16 protein-coding genes, 1 tRNA gene and 1 pseudogene are annotated in these 18,747 nt (G+C 59.0%); 4 read left to right on the top strand and 14 right to left on the bottom strand.

What is annotated here, in order from left to right; genetic code table 11:
* The first annotated feature begins 36 nt into the window (after nucleotides 1–36).
* Nucleotides 37–948: a DMT family transporter gene (locus ACE3PR_RS04485; RefSeq protein WP_374368642.1), complete on the top strand. Its 912-nt coding sequence runs from the start codon at nucleotides 37–39 to the stop codon at nucleotides 946–948.
* Here the strand turns inward: ACE3PR_RS04485 and ACE3PR_RS04480 are convergent.
* The 5 genes from ACE3PR_RS04480 to ACE3PR_RS04460 all read right to left on the bottom strand — a co-directional run bounded on the left by ACE3PR_RS04480 (nucleotide 898) and on the right by ACE3PR_RS04460 (nucleotide 6,701).
* A complete protein-coding gene (locus ACE3PR_RS04480; protein WP_374368640.1) occupies nucleotides 898–2,283 on the bottom strand; it encodes an RsmB/NOP family class I SAM-dependent RNA methyltransferase in 1,386 nt (461 codons plus the stop codon). The two genes, ACE3PR_RS04485 and ACE3PR_RS04480, sit on opposite strands and share 51 nt — an antisense overlap.
* Before the next feature lie 64 nt (nucleotides 2,284–2,347).
* Entirely contained in the window at nucleotides 2,348–3,826 is a 1,479-nt protein-coding gene (guaB, locus tag ACE3PR_RS04475) for an IMP dehydrogenase (RefSeq protein ID WP_374368638.1), read from the bottom strand.
* 136 nt (nucleotides 3,827–3,962) lie between these two features.
* Entirely contained in the window at nucleotides 3,963–4,880 is a 918-nt protein-coding gene (locus ACE3PR_RS04470; protein WP_374368636.1) for a nucleoside hydrolase, read from the bottom strand.
* 6 nt (nucleotides 4,881–4,886) lie between these two features.
* On the bottom strand, nucleotides 4,887–5,642 hold the full coding sequence (locus ACE3PR_RS04465) for an RlmE family RNA methyltransferase (protein ID WP_374368634.1): 756 nt from the start codon (nucleotides 5,640–5,642) through the stop codon (nucleotides 4,887–4,889).
* 18 nt (nucleotides 5,643–5,660) lie between these two features.
* A complete protein-coding gene (locus ACE3PR_RS04460) occupies nucleotides 5,661–6,701 on the bottom strand; it encodes a Ppx/GppA family phosphatase (RefSeq protein ID WP_374368632.1) in 1,041 nt (346 codons plus the stop codon).
* Nucleotides 6,702–7,066: 365 nt separating this feature from the next.
* On the opposite strand from ACE3PR_RS04460, the gene ACE3PR_RS04455 reads away from it, so the two are divergent.
* Together ACE3PR_RS04455 and ACE3PR_RS04450 are read left to right on the top strand one after the other, a co-directional pair.
* Nucleotides 7,067–7,140: transfer RNA gene (locus ACE3PR_RS04455), tRNA-Gln, on the top strand.
* Between the two features lie 123 nt (nucleotides 7,141–7,263).
* Nucleotides 7,264–9,336, top strand: a complete 2,073-nt coding sequence (locus tag ACE3PR_RS04450) for a tyrosine-type recombinase/integrase (protein ID WP_374368630.1) — start codon at nucleotides 7,264–7,266, stop codon at nucleotides 9,334–9,336.
* Between the two features lie 655 nt (nucleotides 9,337–9,991).
* Here the strand turns inward: ACE3PR_RS04450 and ACE3PR_RS04445 are convergent.
* The 7 genes from ACE3PR_RS04445 to ACE3PR_RS04415 all read right to left on the bottom strand — a co-directional run bounded on the left by ACE3PR_RS04445 (nucleotide 9,992) and on the right by ACE3PR_RS04415 (nucleotide 16,513).
* Nucleotides 9,992–10,621 carry a DNA-binding protein gene (locus ACE3PR_RS04445; protein ID WP_374368628.1) on the bottom strand — a complete coding sequence of 210 codons (630 nt, stop codon included), beginning with the start codon at nucleotides 10,619–10,621 and terminating at the stop codon, nucleotides 9,992–9,994.
* A 129-nt stretch (nucleotides 10,622–10,750) separates the two neighbouring features.
* Nucleotides 10,751–12,160, bottom strand: a complete 1,410-nt coding sequence (locus ACE3PR_RS04440; protein WP_374368626.1) for an AAA family ATPase — start codon at nucleotides 12,158–12,160, stop codon at nucleotides 10,751–10,753.
* A complete protein-coding gene (locus tag ACE3PR_RS04435) occupies nucleotides 12,160–13,203 on the bottom strand; it encodes a hypothetical protein (protein WP_374368624.1) in 1,044 nt (347 codons plus the stop codon). Before ACE3PR_RS04435 ends, ACE3PR_RS04440 begins: the two co-directional genes overlap by 1 nt.
* 145 nt (nucleotides 13,204–13,348) lie before the next feature.
* Nucleotides 13,349–13,906: an RNA polymerase sigma factor gene (locus tag ACE3PR_RS04430; protein WP_374369322.1), complete on the bottom strand. Its 558-nt coding sequence runs from the start codon at nucleotides 13,904–13,906 to the stop codon at nucleotides 13,349–13,351.
* A 487-nt stretch (nucleotides 13,907–14,393) separates the two neighbouring features.
* Nucleotides 14,394–14,801 (bottom strand): hypothetical protein, encoded by a 408-nt coding sequence (locus ACE3PR_RS04425; RefSeq protein WP_374368622.1) that lies wholly within the window; start codon nucleotides 14,799–14,801, stop codon nucleotides 14,394–14,396.
* A 235-nt stretch (nucleotides 14,802–15,036) separates the two neighbouring features.
* Nucleotides 15,037–15,441 carry a hypothetical protein gene (locus ACE3PR_RS04420; protein WP_374368620.1) on the bottom strand — a complete coding sequence of 135 codons (405 nt, stop codon included), beginning with the start codon at nucleotides 15,439–15,441 and terminating at the stop codon, nucleotides 15,037–15,039.
* Nucleotides 15,442–15,901: 460 nt separating this feature from the next.
* Nucleotides 15,902–16,513 (bottom strand): DUF433 domain-containing protein, encoded by a 612-nt coding sequence (locus ACE3PR_RS04415; protein WP_374368618.1) that lies wholly within the window; start codon nucleotides 16,511–16,513, stop codon nucleotides 15,902–15,904.
* 341 nt (nucleotides 16,514–16,854) lie between these two features.
* Between ACE3PR_RS04415 and ACE3PR_RS04410 the strand changes: the two genes are divergently transcribed.
* A complete protein-coding gene (locus tag ACE3PR_RS04410) occupies nucleotides 16,855–17,202 on the top strand; it encodes a hypothetical protein (protein WP_374368616.1) in 348 nt (115 codons plus the stop codon).
* A 591-nt stretch (nucleotides 17,203–17,793) separates the two neighbouring features.
* Here ACE3PR_RS04410 and ACE3PR_RS04405 read toward each other — a convergent pair.
* Together ACE3PR_RS04405 and ACE3PR_RS04400 are read right to left on the bottom strand one after the other, a co-directional pair.
* Nucleotides 17,794–18,162, bottom strand: coding sequence for a hypothetical protein (locus ACE3PR_RS04405; RefSeq protein ID WP_374368614.1), 369 nt, complete (start codon nucleotides 18,160–18,162; stop codon nucleotides 17,794–17,796).
* A gap of 354 nt (nucleotides 18,163–18,516) precedes the next feature.
* Nucleotides 18,517–18,668: pseudogene (locus tag ACE3PR_RS04400) on the bottom strand (ATP-binding protein); the annotation flags it as partial.
* Nucleotides 18,669–18,747 lie beyond the last annotated feature (79 nt).

Here is an 18,747-nt window from a genome sequence, read left to right as displayed (position 1 = left end):
CATAGTCGCGCCGCATTATTGGCGGGAAGCAATCATATGAATTCGACCACCGCGCGGCGGATGGATTGGCAGGACTGGGCGTTGCTGGTCCTGTTGTCAGTTCTTTGGGGCGGTTCCTTCTTCTTTGCCAAGATTGCGGTTGGCGCGATTCCGCCCCTCACCGTCGCCCTGTGCCGCGTCGCTCTGGCCGCGCTGACGCTTTACGCCCTCGGCCGGTTGCTCAAGATCGCAATCCCATGCGACGGCTTGTTCTGGCGCGACGTCTTCATCATGGGATTACTCAACAATGCAATCCCGTTCAGTCTGATCTTCTGGGGTCAGCAAGCGATCGGTGCCGGTCTCGCCTCGATCCTCAATGCAACGACGCCGGTCTTCACGGTGCTGGTTGCCCATGTCTTCACGGCCGATGAACGTGTCGGACCGCTCAAGCTCATCGGCGTCTTGTTCGGGATTGCCGGCGTTGCTGTGATGGTCGGCAGCGATGCCTTGGCCGGTTTCGGCAATCATCTCTGGGCGGAACTCGCGGTCCTGGCGGCAGCTTTGTCCTATGGATTCGCCGGGGTGTTCGGGCGCCGCTTCAAGTCCCGGCCGCCTTTGATGGTGGCGGCCGGGCAATTGACCGGCAGTACCTGCTGGCTGTTGCTGCCCGTGCTGCTGCTGGATCGGCCCTGGTCACTTGATTTTCCGGGGTGGCGCGTTGCCGGTGCCGTTATCGCGCTGGCGCTGCTCTCGACCGCGCTCGCCTATCTGATCTTCTTCCGCATCCTGCGGCGCGCGGGGGCCACCAATCTGTCGCTGGTGACCCTGCTCATACCCGTAAGCGCCGTGCTGCTCGGTGTCGGTTTCCTGGGCGAGGTGATGGAAGTGCATCACCTCGCCGGGATGGGGTTGATTGCCCTAGGCCTCGCCGCCATCGACGGCAGGCTCTGGCGCCTCATCCGTGCCTGAGGCGGCTTTCTGCCGTTCCATCACCGCGACGAAGAAGCCATCGGTGCCGTTGCGCAGCGGCGTCAGCGACAAAGTGTTTTCCGTGGTCGGGCAGGAACCGCCAATCACCTGCTCCCAAACATCGGCGATGGGCACGAGCTGGAATTCCGGATGATTGCCGAGGAAGGTCTCGATCTGGGCATCGTTCTCGTCGCGCAGCAACGAGCAGGTGGCATAGACCAGTCGTCCGCCGGGTTTCACCAGGCGATGCGCACTTTCGAGAATGCTCTGCTGCAAGGCCGCAAGGCGGGTGAGGTCGTCCGGTGACAGGCGCCATTTCGCATCCGGATTGCGCCGCCAGGTACCGGCACCGGAGCAGGGGGCGTCGACGAGAACCCGATCGAAACCGCCGGCGTGGCGCTTCACCCAGGGATCGCGCTCGCTTTCCAGTCCGCGACGCTCGACATTGAAGGCGCCGGCGCGTTTCAGCCGCTCGCCCGCGCGCTCGACCCGACCTTTAAGCGTGTCGCAGGCGACGATCTTGCCCTTGTTCTTCATGGCCGCCGCCATCGCCAGGGTCTTGCCGCCGGCGCCGGCGCAGAAATCCACCACGCGCTGGCCTGGCTTTGCATCGACCAGCAAGGCGGCCAGTTGTGAGCCTTCGTCCTGCACTTCGATCAGGCCGTCCTGGAAGCATTTCAGGTTGGCGAGCGGCGGCCGGCTGTCGAGACGCAGACCAAGGGGCGAGAGCGATGTCGTCGTCGCTTCGATGCCTTCCTGCGACAGGGCCGCGATGGCCTCGTCGCGGGTTCCCTTGAGGGCATTTACGCGGAGATCGGTGGCGGCTTCTTCGATCTGTGCCGCCATTTCGCGTTCGTAATGCTCGCCGAATTGCTTGACGAGATGTGGTTCGATCCAGGCCGGGTATTCGAAACGCACCCATTTCGGCTGGTCCCCATGGCGGAGATCAGCGCCCTCGATGGCCTTGGCGAAGTTCCGTTCGCTGCGGTTGAGAGATTTCGGCCGGTATTGCCCGCCGTCGAAACTGCCGGCGACCTTGTCGGCGGTCCAGTGATCGATCAGCACAAGTTTGGCAATGACGCGCGCGCGTTCGATATCGGCGATTTCCTGGCCGCCTTCGGGGCGTTCCGGATAGGCGTAATCGACCCACCAATCGAGCTTGGCCATCTGCCGCAGAACGGCATAGGCGGAATCAAGCACGGCGCGACGATCCGAGCCGCCGATATAGCGCCGCGACCGGAAGAAGGCCGCGGCGGCACGATCAGCAGGTGCCGAGCCGCCATGGATCGCCGCCAAAAGTTCGATTGCCGCCTGAATGCGGGCGCCGGGTGTCATGTCAATAGATCCTGAAAACTCAAAAGGTCACGCCGCAGCACGAACGCGGCGGGAGGGCGCCTGATTACATGTTCTGCCGGTAGTTCGGCGCTTCCCGCGTGATCTGCACGTCATGGACATGGCTTTCCTGCAGGCCCGCATTGGTGATGCGCACGAAGCGGCATTTGGTCTGCATGTCAGCGATGGTACCGTTGCCGGTATAACCCATGGCCGCCTTAAGACCGCCGACGAGTTGATGGATAACCGTGCCGGCGGGGCCTTTATAGGCCACGCGACCCTCGATGCCTTCCGGCACCAGCTTCAGCGTGTCGGAAACTTCCTGCTGGAAATAGCGATCGGCTGAACCGCGCGCCATGGCGCCCAGCGAACCCATGCCGCGATAGGATTTGTAGGAGCGGCCGTTGAGGAGGAAGACCTCGCCGGGTGCTTCTTCGGTGCCGGCGAGCAACGAGCCCACCATGCAGCAATCGGCACCGGCGGCAATCGCCTTGGCGACGTCGCCGGAATATTTGATGCCGCCATCGGCAATGATCGGCACGCCGGATTTGTGCGCGCGCTCGGCGGCGTCGGTGATGGCGGTCAATTGGGGGATACCGACACCGGCGACGATGCGCGTGGTGCAGATCGAACCCGGGCCGATGCCGATCTTGATCGCATCGGCGCCGGCATCGATGAGTGCCTGGGCGCCTTCGGCCGTGGCGACGTTGCCGGCAATGACCTGGGCGGCGTTGGAGAGGCGCTTCACCGCGGCCACGGAGCTGAGCACGCCCTGGCTATGGCCATGCGCGGTATCGACCACGATCACATCGACGCCGGCATCGAGCAGGGCTTCGGCCCGGCGCAGGCCGTCTTCGCCGACGCCGGTCGCGGCAGCGACGCGCAGGCGCCCGTTCTCGTCCTTGCTGGCATGGGGATAGGCCTGGGCCTTCTCCATGTCCTTCACCGTGATGAGGCCGATGCAGCGATAGAATTCGTCGACCACCAGCAGCTTTTCGATGCGGTATTGATGGAGGAGCTTCCGTGCTTCGTCGCGCTGCACGCCGGGCTTCACCGTGACCAGCTTTTCCCGGGTCATCAGATTGGCGACTGGCTCGCTCATATTGTTGGCAAAGCGCACGTCGCGATTGGTGAGGATGCCGACCAGCTTGCCGCCGAGCTTGCCGCCTTCGGCGCGCTCGACCACGGGAATGCCGGAGATGGAATGCGTTTCCATCAGGTTGAGCGCATCGGCCAGCGTCTGGTCGGGGTGGATGGTGAGCGGGTTCACGACCATGCCGGATTCGAAGCGCTTCACCCGGCGGACTTCCTCGGCCTGGCGGGCGATATCGAGATTCTTGTGGATGACGCCCATGCCACCGTTCTGTGCCATGCAGATCGCCATGCGGGCTTCGGTCACGGTGTCCATGGCCGAGGAGAGCAGCGGGATATTGAGGCTGATGCGGCTGGTGAGGCGGGTGAGCGTCTGGGCCTGAGCCGGCAAGACGGTCGAATGCGCCGGTTCCAGGAGAACGTCGTCGAAAGTGAATGCGTCGCGAATTTGCATGATACCAACCTGCTCGGCCTGATCTTGGCCATTCTGGATACGAAAAACCGCCCCCTTCGGGAGGGCGGTCTAGGTTGGCGCCTCATCATACACATCGGCCGCTTTGTCACAAGCCAAATGGACCTGCGCGGCGCGCTTAGGGGAGTTGTTGCAAACGCGCAGCCAGCAGATCGAAAATGGCATCCGGATCAGGGGCTTGCAGCAAGGCATGCGGCGAGTCTGCCGAGGCCGGCTGCCAATCTAGCGCTCCCAGCCGTTCCGAGCCACCGATTGCGACCCGGAATCGGGCTGGAATGCGCGCAAAGAGATTGGGGCGAATCAGATAGGCCACGACCAGGGGGTCGAACAGGGCATCGGCCTTGGTCTCGTGCACATAGGCGCGCAGAAGGGCGGCGACATGACCGGCAACGCGGCTGCCGGCGGCCTCGATCCGGGCGATACGGGCGGGCGTGGCGCTGATCGGGCGCGCCGTCTCAATCGTCACCAAAGTCATCTTCACGCCGCTTTGGCAGACAATGTCGGCGGCCTCCGGGTCGAGCCAGAAGTTATATTCCGCATGCGGCGTGGCGTTGCCGCCTTGCGGCGTGGTGGCGCCGCCCATGACGATCATCTCGCGGATACCGCGTTTGGCATCCGGATGTTCGCTCAGGAGACGTGCGACATTGGTGAGTGGTCCGAGGGGTGCCAAAGTGACGCTGCCGGGTGCCGCCCGCTGCAATTGTTCAGCCAGATAGGCGACGGCATCATCGCCGTTTGGCCGGCGCGAGGGGGCGGGAAGGCCGATGCCGCCCAAGCCATCGCTGCCATGGACACCCCAGCCATGCCGTGCGTAGCTTCGGGTCAGGGGCTGACCGCTGCCGATATGAACAGGAAGGTCGCCGCGGCCGGCGGCATCGAGCACGCGGATCGCGTTCTCGGCGCACGGGCCAACCGCGCCATTGCCGAGCACGGCGGTGAGGCCCAGAAGGTCAAGCTCCGGCGAAGCAAGAGCCAGCCAGATGGCAATGGCATCGTCGATGCCGGGATCGGTGTCGATCAGGAGGGGAAGAGCCATCAATCGCTAGCCGCGGAAGCCTTGCGCGATGACATAGATTTCGGCCGATTCCTTGCGGCTCGCTTCGGGTTTTACATGCCGGACCGTGGCGAAGTCGCGCTTCAGTGGCGCCAGCAGATCGCCGGTGGCGCCACCCGCCAATACCTTGGCGATGAACGTGCCGCCGGGTGCCAGCACCTCGCGGGCGAAAAGGAGGGCGGTTTCCGCAAGATCGATGATCTTCAAGTGATCGGTCTGGGCATGGCCGGTTGAGGAGGCCGCCATGTCGGAGAGCACGACATCGGCCTGGCCGCCCAGCATCGCCTTCAACTTATCCGGGGCACTCGCATCCATGAAATCGAGCTGGATGATATCTGCGCCGGGAATGGGCTCGACCGCCAGGAGATCGATGCCGATCACCTTGCCGCGCTTGCCGCTGTTTTCGGAATCGGCGCTGTGAACGCGGTCGACGGCGACCTGGGTCCATCCGCCGGGGGCGGCACCCAGATCCACCACCCGGCCGCCGGGTTTCAGGAAATGGTACTTTTCATCGAGCTGCAGCAATTTGAAGGCGGCGCGCGAGCGATAGCCGCGCTTCTTCGCCTCGGCCACGTAAGGATCGTTCAATTGCCGGTCCAGCCACCAGGTCGAGGAGGCGCTACGCTTGTTGGCGGTCTTCACACGGGTCTTGAGACCGCGTCCGGTCAAGCCGCCGGCGCCGGCCTCGCTTCTGCCGCCCGTACCGCGTGTGCCGCGCGACCCGGGGCCGCGGTTGTTACGCATGATCGAAACTCCACAAGGTCAAAATTCGTCCGCCGCCATGAGGGGGAGGGGATCGGTGGCCGCTGCCGGGATCGGCGCCGGCGGCTCCATATAGACGGTATCGGGCGCCGTGCCCATCATCAGGCTCATCAGAATGCCCTCGCGCACACCGCGATCGGCGACACGCAGGCGCCCCACGGGCCACAGGCGGCAGATCGCCGACAGGATGGCGCAGCCGGAAAGCACCAGATCGGCCCGTTCGATGCCGATGCAGGGAATGGTCGCGCGGCCTTTGCAATCGCGCCGGGCGAGATCCAGGCTGATCCGCTCGACATCGCCGAAGCGCAAATAGGAACCATCGACCAGATTGCGCTCGTAGCGGGGGAGGCCCAGCTGGATCCCGGAGAGCGTGGTGACAGTGCCGGAGGTTCCCAGCATCTGCACGCTGCCTTCGCTGATATGCCTGCCGGCACCGATCGCGCGGCGGAAGGGATCCAGCTCCCACACGACCTTCTCGACCATGCTGCGGTAGAAATCGAGCGGTGCCTCGCCCTCGGCCGCCTCGGCACCGAATTCCTCGGTAAGGCTGACGACGCCATAGGGCATCGAATGCCAGGCGATGATCTCGGGCGGGCGCTGCGGCGACAGGCGCAGCCAGCCCAATTCGGTCGAGCCGCCGCCGATATCGAAGACGATGGCAAAGGGCGTGTTGCGATCAAAGAGAGGCGTGCAGCCCTTGAAAGCGAGGGCTGCCTCCTCGCCCGAGGTGATGATGTCGAGGGCGATGCCGGCTTCGCCCTGGGCGCGATCGACGAAGCCGCCGCAATTCTCCGCCCGGCGGCAGGCTTCGGTGGCGACCGCGCGGGCGAGGCTTACCCCGCGCCGCTCCATTTTGGCGGCGCAAATCTTGAGGGCGTCGATGGTGCGGTCCATGGCGTCATCCGACAGCCGGCCGCTCTGAGAGACGCCCTCGCCCAGACGGACGATGCGGGAAAAGGCATCAATGACCTGATAGCCGCCAACCCCTTGCCGGGCGATCAGCAGCCGGCAATTGTTGGTGCCCAGGTCCAAGGCCGCCATGACTTGCCCGGGCCTCGCCGCACGCATACGCCAGAGCGCAGCTGCGGGCGACCCCGATGATCCACCGCTCACGCGCCAATGCTCCTCTGCCCGAGGCGATCAACCCATTGATTTGGCGCGATAAATTCTTCCGCAGCCGGTAGGATCAATCCCTGACGGGTCACTTCGCCAGCGATCCTACATGGGAAGTGCCGTGAGATAAAGTTACCGCTGTCACAGGGGCGTCATGAGCGGCGTCATGAGCGCCCGCCGCTCCGCCGCGCGGGGTCATTGAAGGCTTGAACTTGGCAGATCACGGCATTATGGTGCGCCCGCTTTCGCCAGCCCCGGTACATCCCGGGCGCATCCAACGGCTTAACGCCTGTTGGGGGATCGTCTAACGGTAGGACAGCGGACTCTGACTCCGCCAGTCTAGGTTCGAATCCTAGTCCCCCAGCCAAAAACCCACCTAAGTCATTGATTCTTCGAGCGTAAATCAGCGCGTCTGACGCCAGTCGGCGCGGGCTGCGGCCACCCGGCTGGTCCACCTATTTGGCGGGTGTAGCCCGCCGGGACGGACCTGATGGCGCTCAAAACCAACCTTCGGCAGCGAGGCACTCGCTTCCATTTCCGCAGGAAGTTAACTTCCCAATTTGCCGCCCGGATCGGGCGGACGGAGATCGTCTTCTCACTGAAGACGGGGAACGCTCGCCTGGCTGCTATCCGGGCGCGGCAAGCCTGGCTGGCCATTGAGGGAGTGTTGAGAAGCGTGGCGGATAGACCAAACATCACCAAGGAGCAGATCGAGGACCTCGTCCGCCAGGCCGTTGAAGCGTTCGAGTGGGAGGATGAAATCCGGCTTGCCCGTGATGGGAGCCTCTTCACCATCGGGGGTTATCCGCCACCTGACGCGGAAGCCATGCTCCTTGAATATGAAGCGGAGCAATGCCGCGCGGAACTGGCCACCAATGATATCAGCGGGGTGAAAAAGACAATTCGGCGCCATGCCCAAGCAACGGGGCTGAAAATCGAGGAAGGCAGCATCGACGAACGTCTGGTTGGCCGCGCCTTGTTGCGGGCGCTGGCCGAGAAGTTTGATCGCGATGCCGAGACATTCCGGCGCGAAAGACTACCGTATCAGACGATCCAAGAGGCGGGGTTGGATGAGGCGTCATGGGAAGAGGCCCTTCATGACGAAATAGACCGCGCAAGTTCAGGCTATGACTTGGGCGAAAGCCAATCTCCTGCTTCCCGCGCTGATGAAGCGATGGAAGCGCAGGACCAAGCGGAAGGCAGTAGTTTTGCTGAAATCTATCCGGATGAGGCCGAGGGTGCCTATCATAGCTTTCGAGACCACACCGTTCCAGTCGAGCATGACGATCCGGCTCTGACCTCACATTCCCCACGGGATGGTTTGACGGCACAGGAACGGGAACTTCGTGAAACGCCTCTCAGCGAAGCCTGGAAGGTTTATGCCGTGGATGAAGTCGCCGTTTCCAAGATCAGGGAAAGCAACGTTCGGCACCGAACTTCCTCCCTCTATCTCTGGATCGACATCTGCGGTGACCAGCCTGCCTACGCCTATACGAACCTCGATTCGTCGAAGTTCCGGAGGACAATTGCGCAACTCCCGGCCAATTATCACAGGGACAAGAGGTGGCGTAACCTATCGGCTATGGAGATCGTTGCTGACGTTTCCACGATTGAGCAGAAGAATCGCGAACGGTTGCCTCGCAAGGACCAGCGGACGCCGCTCACTATCAAATTCGAAAAGATCTCGGTGAAGACCATCAACAAGCACCTCAGCGCTTTGCGAGGATTCTGGCGCTGGATGAGAGCCCATGGTTATCTGGCGCCACAACATCCCGACGTGTTCGCCGGGTTGCACATCAACATAAAGAAATCCCTGTACGAAGTGCAGGAAGAACGCGATCAATGGCCGCCAGAGATGATTGGCAAGCTCTTCAAGACGCCGATCTGGACCGGATGTCGGTCCCACGCGCGCCGCACAGAACCGGGTACATATGTCCACCGCGACTGGAAGTACTGGGTGCCGCTGATCGGCGCCTATACGGGCATGCGCGCGGAGGAGATCTGTTCGATGCTTGTCGAAGAAATTCAATATAGTGAGAAGGCCGACCTCTGGTATTTCAACCTTCGCCAATCGAAGCGCCGCTTCAAGACACTGGGCTCAGAGCGATATGTCCCCATTCATTCACATCTATTGAGCTTCGGCTTCCTGGAGGCGCTCGTCAAAGGCCGACCTGGTGGCGAATATCTTTTTCCAGACATGAAAATTGCGTCTCTGGAAGATGTTCGCAGTGACCAATTTACCAAGGCGTTCACCTATTATCGCCAGCAGGTGAAGCTGTACGATCCCAAGATCGGCTTTCATTCTTTCCGCCACTCCGTCGTAACGGCGATCATGGACCACGAGGATGCTAATCGCGGGTTCGCAGAAGAAATTACTGGCCATGACGGAACAGAGCGCCAGAGTGAGCTTTCTCGTTACAACAAGAGCGACATGTTGAAGAAACTGAAGAAGACGATCGAATACCTGGATTATGGCTTTGGTATCTCTCACTTGCAGAAGCATGCGGCGGATGCTGCCGCCAAGGCGAAACGGCGCCGCGAGGACGATCGGGTGATTGACTGACGAAGGATCGAAGCCGTACGCGTGGCTTCTCAAATGAGCGACTTCGTGGGGTTCAGAGGTATAGTCGCCTGCCTGATCGACTTGGTGGATTACAGATCCCAGGCAACGATGTGAGGCGCACCGAAATCAACGCTGATGTGGCGCACAGAAATCTTGTGATATGTGCAAGGTGGAAGCTTGGCGAAGAAGAGTCTGATGGGAAAGAAAGAGCACCATTTCCCAACGACCTACGTGCCGAGTACCTCTTCAGCTCACAAGCCCCCGCTGTTATAGCCTAGCGCAGCGCTCAGAAGCACGCAGACTGCGATATCGAAGGCATGCCGCATGATCCCACCATCGAGGTCTTGATATTTTAATGGGACGCCGAGAGCGTTCCGATAGCGGCGCAGATTGGGCAAATCAAGGCGTTGCCCGTTGATTTCGGAGGTGGTGCGTCGGATCCAGGAAGTGCATCTTCGAAATGATTTTCGCCAGAGGGTATTTTGCGCCTTAGAGGCGGATGCCAAACTGCGCCACGGGCGAGATTTAGCGGGCCGGGTAATTGTTGATTTCCATCGGCCAAATCTGACAGAAGTTTGAAATGTGAAAATGATGAAATGACTCGCATTCACTCATTTCCACATTCTAAATGAGCGAGCCGATCTGCCGAACATTTCTACGCATTGCCGCGCCTGCTGGAGGGTGAATTTCTGCCATGCCGGAGCGACAGGAGTGATTGGAGAAGGTCGGTGTTGCGCTGGTGCGCCAGCCCAACATTCTCAAGCAGTTCCCCGATCCGACTGTTGGCTTCGGCGAGGCGCGCTTCAGCGACGCTAGCGCGTTCCTGTGCCTTGGCAAGTTTATCCTTCAGCACAGATACGTTGGACATTGCGTCCCTGTGCGATTGATCGAGGGTGAAAATCCGGGATTCTTGGACGGCTGCGGCATTCTCCATGTCTCGGACAAGGTTCAGCATGTCGACTCTGTCCTCATCGAGTGCCGCTTGCTCGGCTTCTAGTCGCTTCTGGTCTTCGCGAAATTTGGCTGCAGCCAGATCCAAGGCCGCGCTCCAAAGCTCCTCTGCAAAGTTCTTGGCGGCTCCCAAGAGTTGATCTGGCGCGGCGACGGCCGGGTTTTCGTTGGCGGCACGCCTTTCCCGGCGCCATTCTTCTAAGAATCGCCCTACGGTACTGAAGCTACCGCCGACGCGTCGGATGACCGCGTTCTGGGTCGGATTAAGGCCCATGTCCACAAATTGATCGGCTGCTTCAAATACTTGTGCCTTGGTAACTGTTTGACGGCGCATGATATTTCCTTTCGTAGTAGTGCCTAGTAGTAGTTGGTAGTAGCAAGTAGTAGTGCGTAGTAGCGCGCTCCAGTTAGGCTGCGATGCGAGCTTGCAAGGAACAAGCTTTGTCGCCGCCGATCGTTGATTTCAGTGATCGGGCGAACTCCGCATGGAGACAGAAATCGCTGCGGTGACGGAGCGCTTGATACCTCGGATGGAGGCGCCAGCTCGATATGCCGTTAGGAGTTCCTGAATGGTCTCTGCTGGCAATTCCGGCATCTCGTCCAGTGGAATGCGATAATCGTCAGCCAGGTCAGCGATGATGCCTCGAATGATCATTGGAAGGTGCTCGGCGTCGGGTGCCATGACATCAAAGATCCTGACCCGATCCAGGAGTGGCGAGGATAGCCCGCTGATGTCATTCGCGGTCAAAATCCAGGAGACCTGCGCCATATCCACCATCGTGGACAAACATTCATCCGGCACGGTCGCACTCGTCTCGGAATCGATCATCGTCAATAGCGCATCCTGGAACCGTCTTTCACGGCCGACTGGGTTTGCCTTATCGACTTCGTCGACTAGGACAACTGGGTTCGCAATCCCTGTTTCCAGCATCGTTCGGGCAACCACAGAAGGCTGGGTTGAATCGTAAACACGGCTGAGGCCAGCAAGGTCAAGAGTCTGCCCGCCCGCGCCAGACACCAACCGCAGTGGAAGCCCAAGATGATGAGCAACGCGCTTTGCGAATCGAGTCTTGCCAATCCCGGGCTTCCCGAGCAGCAAAATGGGGCGGAACCGGGCGATCGGCAGGGCACCAGCGCTTTGCAGGCGTAGATCGTCACTGATGGCAGCGATGGCCGATGCGAAGCTCGGCGAATCCCGCAGCAGTAATAGTTCAACATGATCGGGAGACAAGATAGGTTGTTTAAGGATCAGCGGCCTGGTCAGTCCGACATAGCGCGACGCCACTTCTTTTCCCCAACGCCCACCACCTGGAATCGATTTGACTGGAGCCAGATTGAAATTATTTGCAGCGCGAAACCTGCCGACTGCTTGTCCCAATACCTCGGTCCCCTCGCGCAAATCGACGAATAAATTGTGGACTGAGGAAAGCTGAAACCAGCCATGCATACGCCGCCGCATGCGCACGATATCGGCAGCATCAGGTGGTGCTCGCCAAGGGTGTCCGTCGATCCGTTCCATAATCTTTCGCATTCCTTCTGCCACCAGAAGTGCCGCGACCTCCTTGCCGAGGGACACGGCCAACATGGCCCAAGACATCGCCAAATCCACCCGATCATCTGAAGATGGAGCCGTGAAGGGGAGGAGCGCGAGCGCGGCATGTAGGGCCATATCGCCGTCCTGGAGTGCCTGCTGAGCTAACTCAGGTGCCAGCTTTCCCAAACTCCCGGCCTCCAGAGCGCGCAGGAATCGCGGAAGGTCATCATCACCAATTTTTTCGAGTACGACGTGGCGCCACCAGGTAAGCGGGCGTTTTCCGCGGTAGGAAAATTGAAAGTCCACGTTCCGCTTTTTGGCAATCTGACGCGGTTTCACTAAAGCCCCCTCAATGCGTCTGCAGCGTGGGGCCGCTCGCCCCCGGCGGGGGTGCCAAGGACATAGTAGCGTGACAGGGTGCGGGCCCACCGCCGCTCCGGCCCAAAGGCCATCAACTCAGAAGTCCTGATCCAATCCCCGATCGGCAGTTCCGGATGGCCAGAGACCGTACCCTCGAGCGCCGTAAATGTGCGCCGGGTGACGCCCCACTCGTCCAGGTGAGCCGTCTCTACAAAATCCTCGGGAATGGGGCCAAATCCGCTTTCAATGAGGGACAGATCTTCAGCGAGATCGAGATGCCGATGCGCCTGGCTCCTGGTGTCATTAATGAGCCAGGGTTCGAAGAAATGGAGCGAATCCGCAGCCAGTTCATCAAAGGTCGGGGCGATGTCGGGGCGGCGTGTCAGCAGAACTGTTTGACGATAAAGGGTGTTGCAGGCACGGCCGACATGACGCGAGGGCGCCCCGACATTGGCCGGGTTGAGGCCGCTGATGTGATCCCAGGCGCTCCAATGGAGAAGGGGCATGCCCCAAAGTAAAATCGGCAGATCCTCCGCCCGGAGCGAGGCGTTGTAATCCCGTGCCAGGATGAGCGCCGCGGCAGCCCTCAGGCGCGCGGCGATGGCTGGTCCGCCCGTACACCCGGCACCGATAATCCAGGGGCGCAGTTTCAGCTTCTGCTCCGTCACGTGCCGCTGGATACCAGATAGCAATCGAATGGCGTCCAGCATGCTCTGCTGTGCCGGGATCGCTTGAATGAGGCAGAGGTCAATCAAGTGAAGGAGCTCAGCAGTGAGGTGTTGCGCATGGCCCGGCAGGCTGACGATGGTCGTCCCATCCGCCGTCCGGCTGTCGCGGATCGCCGCCGCGATCACCCCGCTGACCTTGGCAGGGTCCGAACCGTCGAGCGGCACATGGACCAGCGCCCCCAAATCAGTATCCGCCGGGAGGGAGAAGAGCGACGGTTCCCCATCGCGCAATGGTTCAAGATAGGCGGTCGACTTTTGATGGACGCCGTAGAAGGCCGCCAGGATATCGGCCAAGCGGGAAAGTTCAGTGCCACGGGTCGTGGCGACGGCAATGGTCGTCATAGATGGCTCCGGAAGAAGGGGAGTGGAAGTTAGGCCGGACAGGAAATCGGGCGATCCGTCAGTCGTCGGCGACGTTCGGCAGGGACGCAGGACGGTGTTACAGAGTGGCCGACATATTGTGCGAGGTTCGCCACGTTTCCCTGCGCCGATTGGCGCCGCGACCCTCCGAAAGGCGGGATCGGAGTTCGGCCTGGGCGCGAACGAGGGCGGATTTAACAGTGCCCAAAGGAAGCCCGACCATCTCGCTCACTTCCTCGTAGGAGTACCCTTCGATCGTGATCAATGTGATCAGCCGCCGGGCTCGCTCCGGCAGTGCCGCCAGCACGCGCAGCGCCTGTTTCAGCAACACGGCCTGATCCTGATCAGGCGCGCGGCCCGGATCGAGATCATGGTTTTCCAGGTCATCCAGGGACAGGCTTCCCCGCATCTCGCGGTGCGCGGAAGTCCGAAAGACATTGAGCGCTCGGTTGCGCAGCACCGCCGTGGTCCAGGCGCGCAGGTCACTGCCGTCAAGATGCGGCACGTTGCGGGTGGCGAGATAGAGAGCCTCCTGGGCAAGGTCCTCGCCTTCCTCGCGCGAGAGGCCCATCCGCATCGCCCTGCGGGTCAGGCGTCGCCAATGGTCTTCGTATTCTTCCTTTGACGCAGTAAACATGCTGGCCTCCAAACTTGTTGACGTGGAGGCAAGCGTGCTCAGATCTTGAATTGATGTAAAGGATCTAATTCCCAAATTTGTGGACGCGGTAAGAGAATCTGACGGAGTGCGATCGTTTCGCCACAGCACCGCCGACAGCGCATTGACCACTGAAAATCTGAATTCATTTGTTTCATCTCTCGAAACATGCATTGCACCTTTCGAATTTTTTGTTGCACCTCTCTGAACATGCGCTGCAACTCCCAACTCTTCTGCTTCAGATTGCTGATCACTCGTTGCATCTCGCAAGCAATCTGTTTCAGCGCGCAAAGAAAACGCCGCTACCTGCAACTCGTATGTGGAAGAACATGAGCGCTACATAGCCAGCGCTGCCTCACGCCTCGCAAACCTAGAGTCCGCCTCTACGCTGCAGCACCCAATCAAAACACATCAATTTTCAGGTAAGACGCGTTGTGGGCAAAGTGCTGTCAATTGCTGAAAAACTGTTTCAATGTGCCGAGGCATTTCTATGGCTGTCAAACAGGTTGCCTGAAACGTGCTTCCACTTACCGGCAATGTAGGGTGACTTGAAACAAATTGCCCTCATCTGTTTCACTTCTCGAATAAAGCGTTTCAGATTTCGAATTTTCTGATTCACCGCTCGAATTAAGCGTTGCACCTCGTTGAACAAGTGTTTCACCGGATGCAGTGCGGAGGAAGGCAGGCCCAGTATGTCAATGCTTCTCGGAGCTGCGATGTTTGAGGCCGTTTTCAGAACTAATGGCTGCCAGGAAGATTGTGGACGCGGCCGCTGTTTTTCACCAGTTGTCCAACCCCTCAACGCCAGTTCGGCATCCTTAATCACGTTATCTGGGGATGCCACCATCTGCGCAGAGGCCTGTTCTGCCTCGCTCATGTCGACTAGCTAAATGACACGGCGTCGGCAGCTCTAAACTACTTAACGTCACTCATGCGAATCCTCGTCCTCCCATTACTCCATCTTTTAAGAACGGAATATTTAAGAGTTGAAACGAAGAATTCGAGCCCATGAAATTTCTTCGAATAATTCGTTTCAGAATTCAATTTTCTCGTTTCGCTCAGAATCAAACGATCATGTCTTCACTTTCCGCCGCCAGAATAGGCGTGAAATTTCACGACTTTCGGACCTCGACGGCGTAGTGCCCCGTGGCTTCATCCAGGTACGTCAGATGCCACTTGGTGCCTTTGCGCTCGGAGGGAAGCCAAGGTGTGGCATCGGTCACGCCCTGGCCCGGCTCTCCCTCAACGATGATCGCATCGATCACCCCGTTGAATCGATCTCTGGCGGTCTTTAAATGTTCGATCCTTAGGGCATTGCCTGGCTTCCTGCCCCAAATTTCTATTGGCCCGGCGACGGTGCGGGTGTCCAGGTGGGGTAGACCACCAATCATCGTCAATTCCTTGCGCCAGATCGCAAGGCACACCCCTTTATCCGAGATTGCGCTCCAGTCCTGGCGTGGGACAAGAAGGCTATAGCCCATCTTCTTGAATGCCTCTTTGTATCCCATCGTTGCCATCCAACTCCCCTCCGTTTGTTGCTCGCGATGGTCCAGAAGATCTTGGTCGCAAATCTACCCCAATGAAATTGCTATGGCGACAAATGGCTCACAATCGACAGAGCGGATTCCGATGACGACGTTTATGACGCTGGTTCCCTTGATGGCGCCGAGAACCGCTGCAAGACCCGGTGCCTGCTCGTCTTTCTTCGCGGCCGCGAGATCGAGGCAGATGAGAGCGAGATACAGTTCCACCTAGCCTAGAAGGCCGCTTGAATTCGGTGATGACTTGCCACGGAAGTCCTTAGAGTTTCTGGTGACGATGGCCTTGTCATTCTCAATGGCTCTCCGCACCAGAACATGATCAGGCCTTCCAATCTGGCCGATACATACTACAATTCGTGAATGCGCCCCAGCGCGACTTCAACACGAGAATTTGCCGCACATCCATTGACGACAAGCTTCACTAAGTCGCGTCTTCCTATCCTGAAACCTTCGGAATCCGAGTTCGTTGGATAGGAGCATTCTTGCGCCAAACCGGGATGGATGGTCGTCCTCTTTTTGGGAAAATTTCAGCAAAGAGACAGGCATTCCGGATCATCGACGGCGATAAGGACGGATAGCTTTTGACCAACTCATTGACCGAGGCACCTTCGTGTTTCATGGCTGCGACCATGTAAACGGGCATTCGAGTTCCCTTGAGACAAGGTCCACCATCCAAAATTTCCACATCTTCGACCACCGCGGCTTGTACTTCATGCAGCACATTGGCCCGTTTCATGAGTTCAGCATTTATTTCTCGCAGGTCGACTGTAATGTTTGCCTCACGCCATACGAGCGTATCGGCTTTGACCATGCGCGCGAGGATGTCCTTACGGAAGGCTAGGGAGAACCGCCGTTTCTCCAACGCCGAAAATTTCATGTAGGCCAGACCCTTCGCCCGGATAAGGCGCTTATTCTTTTGCTTGGTAAATAGAGTGGATGGCAGGCTTCCCTCATCGATCACGCGATCTATCTGCTTCTTGGGAAGATCGAGCAACCAAGCTGCTACGCAAGCAGGCACAAGCGATTGCAAGATGTTCGGCAACGCCATCCATTTAATCTCCCCAGTTTTCTGGAAAGATAATTTGAGGCTGCTGCGGAGAAGTCAAGAGAGGTCGTTCCGGACAAGGGAAATGCGCATCTGGTTGGTAAGTAATTGCATACTATCATTGATATTGGACGTTTAGTGTAAGCCGTTTCGGTGTCTTAGTGCGTGGTATTCCCTAGCGGTGACCAGCCACCGCTGGAGATGCAACGTTGGTTGGCGTCAGATCGCAACCGGGGTGCATGAGCGGCTGGGGATATGAGTCTTCTCTTCTATTGCACCGAATCGAGTGGTTACTTCGTGATCGAATTGCAGTTGGGAGAGTTCGAACTGGAGTTCATGTTTACATGAAGTTCTATCTTGAGACGGTTGACGGTCTGCTCAAGTTCGACAGAAACGACCCCAGTATTGGGCCGATCTTCTACCGCGGGAAAGTCGTTCTGCAATTGATTTCGCCCTCAATGACGCGAAAAGTTGATGGCCGTGTCGGACTACTTCGTTTTACCGTCGGAGATTGCATATGCTCACCAAGTTCGGATGCGATTGAAGCCAGTTTGGAGCACCACTCTACGTCCACGGATCAGTTTGATGATGGTGATAGAAGCGGAGGCTTGATATCTGGTTGCCCAAGACAATCAGCCTTCAACATCTCAACTGCCATGGATCGTTGCTTCGGTGTCTTATGTGCAGGCTAAATTTCACCATATTGGCGTGCAAGTGGCTTCTGAGGGACGGCAATTTCATTCACTTGCTTTTGTTTCTTGCAAACATTCATGTCATCCTCGGTTGTGGCAACGGACGGATGCAGAGTGGAGGAGTTGCTATGAAGAATATGTGAGAGTAAGCAGAAGGAAGGGTTTCTTTCGTGCGCACGACAAAAGGAGTAGGTGCAGTAGGAGGCACGTCAAAATGAGAGGCGACACTTTTCTATTGGGTCGCACCATGGATTCGCGATTTCAAAATTGCGTAACTGGGACGTGTGGGCTGGTTCGAAGCATTGGAGTGCAGCCGATTTGAAGCTGAAACTCGGTGCGAAGGCACTGCTCGGAGCGGGCCACATTCCTGGCTTGTACGAGCAATCCATCGTGCATGTTTAGGCTGACGATACTGTGCTGCCTGAGTAGATGAAGCCTCGTGCCCAGCAAGATGCGGCTCTCCCAGTATTGGAAGTCGAACGTGGTCAAGTCACTCTTCGTCAGGTCGGCGAGGATCGGGAATTGTGCCAGCACCTAGTTGGCCACGTTTCCAATCGGCCATCGCCTTGTGTCGTCAGCAGTGCCAGCAGGTCATTGCTGCGCAAGGCGGCCTTTTTCGAGAGCCCGGACCATCCATGCCTTTGTAACGTGGCGCGGCAGCCCAGGCAGTAGATAGGGATCGCTATCCAAGTCTATCGGGTGGCCCATCAACTGGCTGTAGATCGTGAGTCCGCTGGCGACGATGTCGATTTCCGCGACTGGCTCGCCTTCAATTGTCGTAGCGAGGCGGTCGGGCAGCTTGAGATTCTGATAGCTGTCCCTGCCGACGCTGTAGAAGCGGCCGCCGGCATCCCACGCGAATGATCGCGGGTCCTGTCGGCAATAGAAGTCGCGCCGGTAGAAATGGTGACAGCCGCCCTCCAGGCGGTGCCGCCCGATGCTTTCGTCCAGCTCCTCCATCTGCCCGCTGAAGGAGGTGATCTCTGCGGCGGCGGATCGCGGTGGGATTAACTCGTGCCATCTGGTGCGCCATGGTTGCGTTGTTTTCTCTGGTATCATAAGTCGGACGGGGCTCTTCCCAGCCTCGCTGCTGTGGTCTTTGAATTTGGGTGCCAATCAGCACGCAAACGGGCCCCCTGATCGGCGCGTAAAAGGACCCCTCAGAGGGGGTGTATTGCGGGTGATCAAGGTAGTCCATAAGAGGGCCCCGCAGCCGACGCGGCGCGGGTAATTGCGCTGACGGTGGCGGCCGCGGGAGGTACCTGTGGACCCACCTTGGGCATCCGCCGGGTAGGGGGCCGGGGGAAGGTTTTTCTAGCGTGTTTTGAGACGCCAGCTTTCGTTTCCGGTCTCGACGATCTCGTAGTGATGGGGCAGGCGATCGAGCAGGGCCGTAGTCATCTTGGCGTCGCCGAAGACGCTCGCCATTCTCCGAAGTCGCGATTGGTGGTGACGGTGATCGAGGTGCGGGCGGGAAAGAGCTACCGGCAGGGCAGAATTGACGGAGAATATCTGGACAAGTTCTTGAAATGTTCTAGTATGGCT

Source organism: Dongia sp. (assembly GCF_041909655.1).
GTDB lineage: Bacteria > Pseudomonadota > Alphaproteobacteria > Dongiales > Dongiaceae > Dongia.
The sequence above is the reverse complement of the archived record's forward strand: the minus strand, read 5'-3'. Positions and strand labels throughout refer to the sequence as shown.